Origin of the sequence: Hyphococcus sp., assembly GCF_965267305.1 — a bacterium.
Taxonomy (GTDB): domain Bacteria; phylum Pseudomonadota; class Alphaproteobacteria; order Caulobacterales; family Parvularculaceae; genus Hyphococcus.
Genome location: NZ_OZ253945.1, coordinates 2,051,890 through 2,063,661 on the forward strand (window position 1 = coordinate 2,051,890; position 11,772 = coordinate 2,063,661).

At 60.0% G+C, this 11,772-nt stretch carries 9 protein-coding genes and 1 tRNA gene; 9 read left to right on the forward strand and 1 reads right to left on the reverse strand.

Translation table 11 applies throughout. From position 1 onward, the window contains the following. The first annotated feature begins 10 nt into the window (after window positions 1-10). The 5 genes from acnA (at window position 11) to ACQY5P_RS09685 (ending at window position 6,632) form a co-directional block, all read left to right on the forward strand. Window positions 11-2,686 carry an aconitate hydratase AcnA gene (gene acnA / locus ACQY5P_RS09665; RefSeq protein WP_428410538.1) on the forward strand — a complete coding sequence of 892 codons (2,676 nt, stop codon included), beginning with the start codon at window positions 11-13 and terminating at the stop codon, window positions 2,684-2,686. A 128-nt stretch (window positions 2,687-2,814) separates the two neighbouring features. Then, window positions 2,815-3,621, forward strand: coding sequence for a hypothetical protein (locus ACQY5P_RS09670; protein ID WP_428410539.1), 807 nt, complete (start codon window positions 2,815-2,817; stop codon window positions 3,619-3,621). A gap of 188 nt (window positions 3,622-3,809) precedes the next feature. Further along, the gene (locus tag ACQY5P_RS09675) at window positions 3,810-5,267 is read left to right on the forward strand and encodes a glycosyltransferase family 2 protein (RefSeq protein ID WP_428410540.1); all 1,458 of its coding nucleotides are present in this window, start codon (window positions 3,810-3,812) and stop codon (window positions 5,265-5,267) included. Next, window positions 5,155-6,054 carry a diaminopimelate epimerase gene (dapF, locus tag ACQY5P_RS09680; RefSeq protein ID WP_428410541.1) on the forward strand — a complete coding sequence of 300 codons (900 nt, stop codon included), beginning with the start codon at window positions 5,155-5,157 and terminating at the stop codon, window positions 6,052-6,054. The genes ACQY5P_RS09675 and dapF overlap by 113 nt, the downstream gene beginning before the upstream one ends. Then, window positions 6,054-6,632, forward strand: coding sequence for a thymidine kinase (locus ACQY5P_RS09685; RefSeq protein ID WP_428410542.1), 579 nt, complete (start codon window positions 6,054-6,056; stop codon window positions 6,630-6,632). The genes dapF and ACQY5P_RS09685 overlap by 1 nt, the downstream gene beginning before the upstream one ends. Here the strand turns inward: ACQY5P_RS09685 and ACQY5P_RS09690 are convergent. Beyond that, on the reverse strand, window positions 6,629-9,388 hold the full coding sequence (locus ACQY5P_RS09690) for a phosphoenolpyruvate carboxylase (RefSeq protein WP_428410543.1): 2,760 nt from the start codon (window positions 9,386-9,388) through the stop codon (window positions 6,629-6,631). The genes ACQY5P_RS09685 and ACQY5P_RS09690 overlap by 4 nt on opposite strands. A gap of 275 nt (window positions 9,389-9,663) precedes the next feature. Between ACQY5P_RS09690 and ACQY5P_RS09695 the strand changes: the two genes are divergently transcribed. From ACQY5P_RS09695 to ACQY5P_RS09710, 4 genes are all read left to right on the forward strand, one after another. Next, a tRNA-Ser gene (locus ACQY5P_RS09695) sits at window positions 9,664-9,753 on the forward strand. A 236-nt stretch (window positions 9,754-9,989) separates the two neighbouring features. After that, window positions 9,990-10,607, forward strand: a complete 618-nt coding sequence (locus ACQY5P_RS09700) for a 50S ribosomal protein L21 (protein ID WP_428410544.1) — start codon at window positions 9,990-9,992, stop codon at window positions 10,605-10,607. Between the two features lie 3 nt (window positions 10,608-10,610). Then, window positions 10,611-10,871 carry a 50S ribosomal protein L27 gene (rpmA, locus tag ACQY5P_RS09705; RefSeq protein WP_428410545.1) on the forward strand — a complete coding sequence of 87 codons (261 nt, stop codon included), beginning with the start codon at window positions 10,611-10,613 and terminating at the stop codon, window positions 10,869-10,871. Window positions 10,872-10,959: 88 nt separating this feature from the next. Continuing rightward, on the forward strand, window positions 10,960-11,508 hold the full coding sequence (locus ACQY5P_RS09710) for a GNAT family N-acetyltransferase (protein ID WP_428410546.1): 549 nt from the start codon (window positions 10,960-10,962) through the stop codon (window positions 11,506-11,508). The last annotated feature ends 264 nt before the right edge of the window (window positions 11,509-11,772 follow it).

Sequence of the window (11,772 nt, forward strand, 5' to 3'; positions counted from 1 at the left end):
GAGGAACTTGATGATACCCGGACGCGATTCCCTGAAAACCAAAAAAACGCTTTCCGCCGGCGGCGCAAGCTACGCCTATTACAGCCTCGCCGAGGCGGCGAAACATATCGGCGACATTTCCCGCCTGCCTTTCTCCCTGAAAGTGCTTCTGGAAAACCTTCTGCGTTTTGAGGACGACCGTTCGGTGTCGGTTGACGACATCAAGGCCTTCGCCGAGTGGCTGAAGTCCGGCAAGTCGACGCGGGAAATCGCCTACCGTCCGGCGCGGGTTCTCATGCAGGATTTTACCGGCGTTCCGGCTGTCGTCGACCTCGCCGCCATGCGCGACGCCATGAAAACGCTTGGCGAGGATCCGGAAAAGATCAATCCGCTGGCGCCGGTCGATCTCGTCATCGACCATTCGGTGATGGTCGACTATTTCGGCGGACCTGACGCTTTCAAGAAAAACGTCGACCGCGAATATGAGCGCAACGCCGAGCGCTATCAATTTTTGAAATGGGGTCAGGGCGCGTTCAACAATTTCCGCGTCGTCCCGCCCGGCACCGGCATCTGCCACCAGGTCAATCTCGAATATCTGGCGCAGACAGTCTGGACCGCCGAATACAAAGGCGAGACCTACGCCTATCCCGATACGCTGGTGGGCACGGACAGCCACACCACCATGGTCAACGGGCTCTCGGTTCTCGGCTGGGGCGTCGGCGGCATCGAAGCGGAAGCGGCGATGCTCGGCCAGCCTGTATCGATGCTGATCCCGGAAGTCATCGGCTTCAAGATGACCGGCAAGCTGCCCGAAGGCGCGACCGCGACCGACCTCGTGCTTACCGTCACCGAAATGCTGCGTAAGAAGGGCGTCGTCGGCAAGTTCGTCGAGTTCTTCGGCCCGGGCCTCGACCATCTCGCCCTCGAAGATCAGGCGACCATCGCCAATATGGCGCCGGAATATGGCGCGACGTGCGGCTTCTTCCCCATCGACGAGGAGACGCTGCGCTATCTGAAAGCGACGGGCCGCACGGATGAGCGCGTGGCGCTGGTCGAAGCCTACGCGAAAGAACAGGGAATGTGGCGCTCGAAAGATACGCCCGACCCGGTCTTCACCGACACGCTCGAACTCGATCTGTCGAAAGTCGTGCCTTCGCTCGCCGGGCCAAAACGCCCGCAGGACCGCGTTGAATTGTCGAAAGCGCCGCAGGCTTTCGCCGCCGCCCTCGACAAGGAATACGGCAAAGCAAGCGAAGCGACGAAGCGCTTCGCCGTCAAAGGCGAGAGCTTCGATCTCGGCCATGGCGACGTCACCATCGCGGCGATCACCTCCTGCACCAACACCTCGAATCCGTCGGTTCTCATCGCCGCCGGTCTCGTGGCGCGCAACGCAAAGGCCAAAGGGCTTTCCGTTAAGCCGTGGGTGAAGACCTCGCTCGCTCCGGGCAGCCAGGTCGTGACCGACTATCTCGACGCCGCAGGACTTACCGACGATCTCGACGCCCTCGGCTTCAATCTCGTCGGTTATGGCTGCACGACCTGCATCGGCAACTCAGGTCCTCTGCCCGAAGCGATCTCCAACGCGGTCAATGAAAACGATCTTGCGGTCGCATCCGTGCTTTCCGGCAACCGCAACTTCGAGGGCCGCGTATCGCCGGATGTGCGCGCAAACTTCCTCGCCTCGCCGCCGCTGGTTGTCGCTTACGCCATCGCCGGCTCCATGAACGTCAACCTGACCACCGACGCCATCGGTCAGGACAAGGACGGCAAGGACGTCTTCCTGAAAGACATCTGGCCCTCCAACAAGGAAATCGCCGAAGTCGTGCGCGAGCATGTGACGGCGAAAATGTTCGCGACGCGCTACGCCGACGTTTTCAAGGGCGATGCGAAATGGCAGGCGATCGACGCCGGCGACGGCCAGACCTATCGCTGGCCTTCGTCGACTTATGTAGCGAACCCGCCTTATTTCGAGGGCATGACCAAAGAGCCGAAACCGGTGGAGCCTATCACTGGCGCGCGGGTTCTAGCCCTTTTCGGCGACTCCATCACAACCGACCATATCTCGCCAGCAGGTTCCATCAAGGAAGACGGTCCGGCCGGCGAATATCTGAAAGCGCATCAGGTGCCTGTGCAGGAATTCAATTCCTACGGCTCACGCCGCGGCAACCACGAGGTGATGATGCGCGGCACCTTCGCCAATATCCGCATCAAGAACCAGATGGTTCCCGGCACGGAAGGCGGCGTCACCAAATATGTGCCCACGGGCGCAACCATGCCGATCTATGACGCCGCGATGAAATACAAAGCGGCGGGAACGCCCAGCGTCGTTTTCGCCGGCAAGGAATACGGCACCGGTTCGTCACGCGACTGGGCGGCGAAAGGAACGATCCTTCTCGGCGTGCGCGCTGTCATCGCCGAAAGCTTCGAGCGCATTCACCGTTCGAACCTCATCGGTATGGGCGTCCTGCCGCTGCAGTTCAAACAAGGCGATTCATGGGACGGCCTTGGCCTCACCGGCGACGAGGAAGTCACCATCCACAATGTGGACAAGATCACGCCGCGCGCCAATGTCACGGCGTCGATCAAATTCGCCAATGGCGATGTGAAGGATGTCGAAGTCCTCGTTCGCATCGATACGGCGGACGAGCTCGACTACTTCCGCAATGGCGGCATTCTGCAATATGTGATCCGCAACCTCGCATCGTAGCGGGAAAAACCCATCAACAAAAAGGCCCGGCTGTTTAGGACAGTCGGGCCTTTTATTTATTCGGGTCTAGCCTGTTCTTGCTCTTTCTGAAATAGTCGCCTCTCCGGGGCAGCCAGAAAGGCGAAACGGTGGGGAGCGGGGGAGCTTTCAAATCCGCAAGCGGAAGAATTTTATCGTGGCTTGCAATAGCGGCCGCGCTGACCAGCGCGGCACATGCCTCTCCGTGGGCGCGCTTTGACGGCGAACTCCTCGTCATTTCAAGCACGAAGTATTTCCAAGGCGATTCCCCCGACGACCCTGCAGATGGGGTCTTCGAAAGCGTAGACAGCGACACCCACATAGAATTCGGACTGACCGAAGATATCACCATTGGCGGCAAAGTGATCTACGGGACTTCCTGGCTTGCGAACAGCGCCGGAAATTTTAGCGATAGTGGTTTTTCCGAAGTCGAGGGCTTCGCTCAGTATCAATTTTTGCGAGACATAAGACAGGCTGCATCGGTCAAGCTGTCTGCGGGAAAGCCCGCTGCATTTCAGTCCGGCGCCCGCCCGAGTCTTAGCGCAGGCGGGGCGGACGTGGAGCTAGGCGGGCTTTACGGACGCAATCTGTTGTTCGAACCCGTTAAGATCTTCGCGGCCGGCGAGATCGGTTTCAGAAAGCGCATTGGCGACGCCGCAGACGTCATGCGGACGCAAGGAACGCTCGGCGTTGAACCGGGCAGGCACTGGGTTTTGCTTTTCGAGACCTTTTCAGTGACGTCGCTTCGCAACGAAAACGACAGCGGCGCAGATTACGACATCGTCAAAATCCAGCCCTCCGTTATTTACCGCTTCAACCGGCGTTGGGCCGTTCAGGCTGGAATGACAGAGGACGTCTCCGTGAGAAACGTCGCGCCGGGACGCACATACTTTATCGGGTTCTGGAGCGCCTTTTGACCACGTTTCAAAAGAATAAACGTGCAATCTTTCCGGAAAATCCCTTCCGCGGCTCAAAGCCGTCCGGTCTTTCTCAGAACCGAGCCTCTCCCGCCGCGTTAGATTACGCAGTCAACAATCTTGCGCGTCTGCGGCCTGAAGAATCAGCCAGGCATTTGCTGTCGCGCGGACAAACTGTTGTCGCAGTCATGCTTACATCCCTGATTGCGATCGTCGCCTTCCAATGGCCCCTCGCCGTATTTGTGATCTTTAACTCGGTGACTGCGGTTTATTTCACAGCAGCCGTATGTTTCCGCTTTTACCTTTTGGCGCTTGGATGGGATGACAAGATCGATGCGGCGCCATTGCATATTCTCCATGACGAAGATCTTCCGGTCATCACAATTCTGCTCCCTCTCTACAAGGACGCAACCGCGTTGCCGCTCTTGGCCTGTTATGTGGATCGTCTCGATTACCCCGAGCACAAGAAAGACGTGAAGCTTCTGCTCGAAGAGGACGATCTCGGAACCACAGAAGAAGCCCTCAGGCTCGGGCTCGCGGAGCGTTACGAGATGATTATTGTCCCACCCTGCGAACCGCGAACAAAACCAAAAGCCTGCAATGTCGGCCTTCAAATGGCCCGCGGCGAACTGATCGTCATCTACGACGCGGAAGATCAGCCTGAGGCCGACCAGCTTCGCAAAGCCGCAGCGGCGTTTCACGCCCGAGAGGAAACACTGGCCTGCGTGCAGGCCCGGCTCAACTACTTCAACCACGATGAAAACTGGCTGACCCGTCTCTTCACCCTCGAATATTCCCTCTGGTTCGACTGGCTCCTGCCCGCCTTGCAGAAGATGGGTGCGCCCATACCGCTCGGCGGCACATCGAATTTTTTCCGGACTGAAACGCTGAGGGCCGTAGGCGGCTGGGACCCTTATAATGTGACCGAAGACGCCGATCTTGGTCTAAGGCTCGCCCGCCTCGGCTACAGCGTCGAAGTGATCGGCTCTACGACGTTTGAAGAAGCCAACTGCAAGACTGGAAATTGGCTTCGCCAACGCTCGCGCTGGCTAAAGGGCTATGTGCAAACATGGCTCGTTCATATGCGCCGCCCGCAGCGGATCATTGCCACCACAGGCTGGCGCGGCTTTCTCGCCGTCCAGCTCTTCGTCGCCGGGAATGTCTTCAGCGCAATCATCAACCCGATCATGTGGGGGCTGTTCCTTTTCTGGACATTCGCCCGCCCGCAGACGCTTCAAGGTTTGCTTCCAGCGCCCCTGGTCTGGCTCAATCTCTTCGCGCTTGTCGCCGGCAATTTTGTGTTCATCCTTACAATGGCGATCGGACCGTTGAAGCGCGGTTGGCGAGGGTTAGCGCCTTTTGCCCTCACAGCCCCCGCCTACTGGTTGCTAAGCTCTCTCGCCGCCTATAAAGCTTTATGGCAGGCTGTATTTCGGCCGCATTATTGGGAGAAGACAGACCACGTCATCAGCGCCGCCGCCCGTAAAAGACGCGAAGCCGCTCTTGCCGCGCATTTCTCTGACGAGCCCTTCTATGACCGACGCAGCCCCGACATCGCCGAAAGAAGCATCCCAGACTCCGACGGCTCTCGCCGGGCGGCCCTATCTGAAAATGAACGGGCTCGGCAACGAATTCATCATTCTTGACCTGCGGGACGATCCGGCGGCGCTTGACGAGGATGCAATCCGCAAGGCGTCGGATCCGAAAACCGGCCCTGGTTGCGATCAGTTCATCACGCTAGAACACCGCAAAGGCTATGACGGCGTTTTCATGGGCGTCTACAATGCCGACGGATCGCAAGTCGGCGCCTGCGGCAACGCTGCGCGCTGCGTCGCCTGGCTGCTGATGGAAGAGACCGGCGCAAACGAGGTCGACTTCTCGACGCTCGCAGGATTGCTTCATGCGGGTCGTGTCGGCGAGACGCGCATCGCCGTCGACATGGGCGAGCCTAAATTCGGCTGGCGCGACATTCCTTTGTCCGAGCAGATGGACGACACGCGCTTCGTCGACATCAAGCTCGGCCCCATCGACAAGCCGGTCCTTTGGGGGCCTTCGGCCGTCAATGTGGGCAATCCCCATTGCATCTTTTTCGTCGAAGACGCCGAAGCCCAGGCGCTCGACAAGTTCGGGCCCATGATCGAGCATCATCCGCTGTTTCCCGAACAGGCCAACGTCTCGGTCGCGCAAGTCCTTAGCAAACACGCCATCCGGTTACGCGTCTGGGAGCGCGGGGTCGGCATCACCAAGGCCTGCGGCACCGCGGCCTGCGCCGCGGCTGTCGCCGCCCACCGCCGGCGCCTGACGGCGCGCAAGACGACCGTGACGCTCGATGGCGGCGATCTCGCCATCGAATGGCGCGACAGCGACAATCACATCATCATGACCGGGCCGATCACGCATGAAGGCGAAGGCCGCTTCGCAGACGACTATTAATGGCCAAACTCTATTTCAATTACGCCGCCATGAACGCCGGCAAGTCGACGACGCTCCTGCAGGCCAGCTTCAACTATCGCGAGCGCGGCATGGACACGATCGAGTTCACCGCGAAGATCGATGACCGCATCGAGGCGGGAATCATCGCCTCGCGCATCGGCCTCAGGAAAGAAGCCCATGTTTTCGACGTCGCGACCAATCTCTTCGAGATCGTAAAAAAAGAAAGTGCGGGCATGACAGCGGCTTGCGTCTTTCTCGACGAGGCGCAGTTTCTGACTAATGAACAGGTGATGCAGCTTGCGCGCATCGTCGATGAACTCGACATGCCTGTGATCTGTTACGGCCTCCGGACCGACTTCATGGGCGAACTCTTTGAGGGCAGCGCCCGCCTTCTCGCCATCGCCGATGAAATCCGGGAACTCAAAACGATCTGCAAATGCGGCCGCAAGGCGACGATGAATTTACGCATCGACGCCGACGGAAACGCCGTCACCAGCGGCGAGAAGATCGAGATTGGCGGCAATGACCGCTACATCCCGCTCTGCCGCAAGCATTTCTACGAAGCCTTCAATCGCTAACCGAATGCCCCATAGTGGTTCGCAATGCCTTGCGCCAGCGTCCGCGATGCGGCGGCGATTTTGCGCAAAGGCTCGATGATCTCTGCATGGATTTCAGGATAGGCGCCGCCTTCAAAGGCGTGATCGTCGACTTCTTCCTGAAGCCCTGAAAAGACCGCGCCAGCGTTCGACTGTGCGGGAAAAATTTCGGCGAGCAGCGAAATCGTTTCTTCAAGCCGCCAGTCAAGCGTCATGGCGATGAGGTCCTGATGGGCGATGTCGTGGCGGCGCGAAAAAGGCGGCGCGCTTGCCACAAGAACGGCCGCTTTCGCCATCAACGCCTGACGGATCGCATGGAGAAGGCAAAGCCTGTCGCGGTTGACGACGGTTTGCTTTTGATCGAGGGCCTTCAAGATGACATCGAAACGGCGGAAATCCTGTGCGAGGTGATCCGTCAGATGGTGAAAGGCCGCTGAAGCCTCGCCTTCACCCAAAGCTTTTTGCACATCTTCATAATCTTCCGCCTTTGGTCCGCCTTTTGCTGCAGTCGCAAGCTGCGACCAGTAAGCCGGGGCGTAAAGCGTCGCATAGGCGCGCAAGACCGAAAGTTCCGTCAGCGCGCGCGCATGGGCGGCCAGAACGGTGAGGTCCTGCATGCGCTTCGAGCCTTCGATGTGCTCCACAAGACGGTCCATTTCGCGCCCTGCGGCGAAACCATATCCGCCTGACACATTCACCGGGGCCGCCAATTGTTGCAGGAGCGCATTGTGCGGAATGGCGCGCAGCGCGCTCAAATCGAAGCCGCCGCCTTTGGCGCGTTTCGCTTGCCGTGACCCGGTTTTATAAAGAAAACGTTGCGCGAAACCAGCGAGCACGCGGCGGTAGTCCGTGCGCTGAAAGAGGGTTTCCTGCCAGGCCTTCAATCCGCGATAAAAATCCCAGGAATAGTTAATGTCGGCGTAGTAGCGGTCATTGGGATCGCCCTGATCTTGCGTTGCTATCCCGCCCCAGACGAGCGTTAGCGTTTCTTGAGCGAGCGCCGGCGTCTGAAAATGGAGATAGCCTTCCCCGCCCTGAAAACTGCATTCTTCGGCGAAGGGTATGCCCTCCTTCGCAAACCGGCTCCGCACCCATGGCGTCGCCAGATGATTGAGCCGGTCGGCGAACGAGCCGGGATGTGCGCCGCGGCCCATGGATTCGCCATGGGTGTTGAAGACGAGCGCCTCGATATGCGTCATGTCGGCCCCGGCGAGCGCGCGCGCAAACAAGACCTGCAACCGTTCAATGGTGAGACCGGCGGCGCATTGCCCCATGAAGCGGCCGCTGTCGGAAAAGCCGAGCTGGATCGTCATGCGCCCGCGCGCCGAGACATAGTCGCGATATTCCGGCTCGCGCAGAAGCCGCTCTAAAAACCGGCCGCCGCTTTCCAGCGCTTCGGGCGTTTCAAAGAGCGGCGAGATGTCGAGTTTTTCATCGACGCCATAAAGCCGGGCGAGATAAACCGCGCCCATGACGGTCGCTGGCGCCTCGCATTCGGCGATCAGAAACCTGATGGGCGTCTCCGCATCGACATGTTTCAAAATCTCCGCACAGAGCATGAACTGACGTCGCGCGGTCATCTTTTCCAGAAACACCGAACCGAAATTGACGGCGCGTTTTTTCACTTCCGTCGATTTTCGGGCGGCGATGTCGAGGGCCGAGCGGCCGAGGAACCCAGTGTCGGGATCGAGCCCGAGATCGGCGCGAAGGGCCGAGCGCACCTGCGCCGCATTCACCCGCAAGTGGATGCGCGCAAGGCCGAGACCGTAAGCTTCCATTTCCGCGCGCAACAGGATCAGCGCTTCCTGAAGGTCGGGATCGTCGGATGAGGCGATCTTGTCGCTGAGGCGGTCGATAAAAGGCGCCAGCGAGACCAGCCTTCCGGGCTCTTCTCCTGTCAGGAGATTGGCAGCCGGTGTGACAACGCCCGGATCGTTGAGATCGCCTGAGAAAGCCTCGGCTTGCCTCTCTGCAAGCGCCGCGGCCGCGGTGAATGTCGCCTGCATGGACTTGAGGTCGTCATCATCGCTTAAGGCGGCGAGCTTATTCAGCGCGCTTTCATAGCTGCGAAGCTGCGCTGCTTTTTCGGAAATCCGGATGCGGATGGTTTCGCCCCAGTGAATGTCGCTGCGCCCATCGAGGTCGTAACCGACCCAGCTTGCTATGCTCACCGGATTTGGACGCAACTCCGCCCATTGGCCGGGAAAGGCGCCGCGCGCGGTTTTCATAATCGCCTTGTTGAGTGCGCGCAAAGCGCCTTGCGCGTGCGCGATCGCCTTCAGCGCTTCTTCATGCTCGTATCGCAGCGTGATGTCGTCCTTGATCGCGCCCGCCAACGCGGCAAGCTCCTTGCGCCAGTCTTTGAGCCCCTCGATGTCTTCGGGAAATCGCGCGATCAGGTCGCGTTTTGCGGCGCCCAGCGCAAAGGTCGGGTGCGCCGTGAAGACGACGCCCGCGCCGGCGCGCTCGACTTTCCGCCGGAAGGCCTCAAAGCCTTCCGATGCGAGCCGCTTCAGAACCTCTTCCGCACTGATCCCGCCCTCGCGCCGCCGATGAAAACTCCGGGCGCGGTCTTCGAAGGCGTCGTCGCCGAGTTCGCCTGCAGCCGCGGCCAGATCGTCAATGCCCGCCTCGCCCGCCTCCAGCGCCAGGAAAAGTTCGGAGGCGAGCCGCGTGACCGGATTGATATGCGGGTCACCGGCGGCGCTTTCCTGATGGCGCTTCAGGGCCTTCAGCATTTCAGGCGCATTTTTTGCGCTTTTCTGGGCCAATCCCTTATCCTTTCTCAGTCTTTCCGCCGCAACGCAGCATAGGCTCCCGTGACGCGTCGTAAATAGCAGCGGCCTCACGATCCCTGTTGCGCCTACGGAAATCAGGCGCTAGAGACCACCCTCCCCGCGGAGAGGCGCCGGAGTGGTCGCCAGCCGGCAAAGCCGGCTTATTCTTGGTTTGATCGACCACTCTCGACCCTCATTCCCCGGGCAACTGGCTGAAAACGACCGTCAGCCATCGCGGAGAGGTGCCGGAGTGGTCGATCGGGGCGGTCTCGAAAACCGTTGTGCGGGCAACCGTACCGAGGGTTCGAATCCCTCTCTCTCCGCCATTTTTGGCCTCGCGGCGAATTGCTTCGCAATCGCCTCCGGCGGGGCGGCTTGACCAGCCGGCGGCCAGGCGGCCGCTTGTGCGCCAGGCTTCCGTTTTCTGGCCCAACCTTACCCAATGTCGCTTGACGGCATAGTTTCCCCGGGCTAGAGACCCGCTTCTTTTAAACAACCGGGCGACAGAAACCGGGGCGAAAAAGGACACTGAGGCCGGAAAATGCGCCTCACGGAGTCGGATATGTACGCAGTCGTGAAGACTGGCGGTAAGCAATACCGCGTTTCCAAAGACGATATTTTGAAGGTCGAGCGCCTGCCCGGCGAGGCTGGCGACGTCGTGACGCTTGGCGAGGTCCTGATGCTCGGCGACGGCGCCGACGTCACGCTTGGCGCGCCGATGATCGACGGCGCCTCCGTGGCGGCCGAAATCCTCGAGCAGAAACGCGACAAGAAGATCATCGTCTTCAAGAAGCGCCGCCGCCAGAATTACCGCCGCAAAAAAGGCCACCGCCAGCACCTCACCGTCCTGAAAGTGACGGACATCCTGACGGACGGCGCCAAGCCGAAACCGGCGGCCAAGAAAGCGGCCAAAAAAGAAGAGCCGAAAGCCGACACCAAAAAGGCCGCCCCGAAAGCCGCTGCGGCTGAAGGCGCGGACGATCTGAAACAGCTTTCCGGCGTCGGTCCCGTGCTGGAGCAGAAACTCCACGAGGCGGGCGTGACGTCTTTCGCGCAGATCGCCGCGTGGAAGAAAAAAGACATCGAAGAGTTTGACGAAAAGCTCTCCTTCCATGGCCGCATTGAGCGCGAAGGCTGGGTTGAGCAGGCGAAGAAACTCGCGAAAGGCGAAAAGGAGTAAGAGATGGCGCACAAAAAAGCAGGCGGTTCCTCCCGCAACGGCCGCGACTCGGCTGGACGCCGTCTCGGCGTGAAAAAATTCGGCGGCGAAGACGTCGTTCCGGGCAACATCCTTGTGCGCCAGCGCGGCACCAAGTTCCACCCCGGCGCCAATGTGGGCATCGGCAAGGATCACACCTTGTTCTCCCTGATCGATGGGCGCGTCGTGTTCGCCGAGAAGCGCGATGGCCGCAATTACGTCTCCGTCATTCCGGGCGAAAAATAACCGCGCCGTTTCCGGCGCTGACGGGCGCCGATATATAAAGGCTTCAAAAAGGCGTCCCTTGCGGCGCCTTTTTTCATTGAGGCTGAACATGACTGTCATCCACACCAAACGGCTTCTCCTGCGCAGGATCGAAGCGGCCGACGCGCCCGATTTTGCACGGCTCTGCAATGACGAACTCATCGCGCGCAATACGGCCCGCATTCCGCATCCCTATACGCTTCAGGACGCCGAAGGCTTCGTCGCTTTTATCGGGGGCGTCTTCGATAGCGGCGCAGAATACGCTTTCGCCGTCTGTGAGGCGGGCGAGCTTGTCGCCTGCTGCGGCGTGACAGGGCCGGAAGGAAATTTCGATCTCGGCTACTGGGTCGGCGCGCCTTTCCGCGGGCGCGGCGTCGCCACCGAAGCGGCGCGCGCCGTAGCGCATTTTGCCTTCGAAAAGCTCGGCGCAGACATTCTGCAGGCCGCCCATTTCACGGACAACCCGGCGTCGGGCCGCGTGCTCGAAAAGGCCGGCTTCCGCTATACCGGCGAAAGCAGAAAGCAGTTCTCGCTGGGCCGCGGGCATGAGGCGGACTCCTTTCGCATGACGCTCGCCCATGCTGACTTCGCGCCGCCTGAGGGCGTGCGCGTTGCATGACGCGCCAAAACAAACGCGCGCCGTTACTGGTCTGCAGACGAGTCTGGCGCCATTTGGAATAATCTGCTGCATCCGGCCGATCCTTTCGCGGGCGCCGCCTTGCGGCGATCGCAATTTCATCCGCGCGAATATTACGCCAGCCTCGGAACCGGTGGATAACTATTCACCAACACTGGGTTTTATTGAAGAATTCGCGTCTCAGGAGAAAAAACTGCAGAGCGCGCTCAACCTTTGCGTGCCCGGATGTTAGCGTGACAGCGACGC

Coding starts and splice junctions, on each gene's coding strand:
- ACQY5P_RS09685 (WP_428410542.1), top strand. CDS start 6,054: ATGGCCAAACTCTATTTCAATTACGCCGCCATGAACGCCGGCAAGTCG.
- ACQY5P_RS09710 (WP_428410546.1), top strand. CDS start 10,960: ATGACTGTCATCCACACCAAACGGCTTCTCCTGCGCAGGATCGAAGCG.
- ACQY5P_RS09675 (WP_428410540.1), top strand. CDS start 3,810: ATGCTTACATCCCTGATTGCGATCGTCGCCTTCCAATGGCCCCTCGCC.
- acnA (WP_428410538.1), top strand. CDS start 11: ATGATACCCGGACGCGATTCCCTGAAAACCAAAAAAACGCTTTCCGCC.
- ACQY5P_RS09700 (WP_428410544.1), top strand. CDS start 9,990: ATGTACGCAGTCGTGAAGACTGGCGGTAAGCAATACCGCGTTTCCAAA.
- dapF (WP_428410541.1), top strand. CDS start 5,155: ATGACCGACGCAGCCCCGACATCGCCGAAAGAAGCATCCCAGACTCCG.
- rpmA (WP_428410545.1), top strand. CDS start 10,611: ATGGCGCACAAAAAAGCAGGCGGTTCCTCCCGCAACGGCCGCGACTCG.
- ACQY5P_RS09690 (WP_428410543.1), bottom strand. CDS start 9,388: ATGCTGAAGGCCCTGAAGCGCCATCAGGAAAGCGCCGCCGGTGACCCG.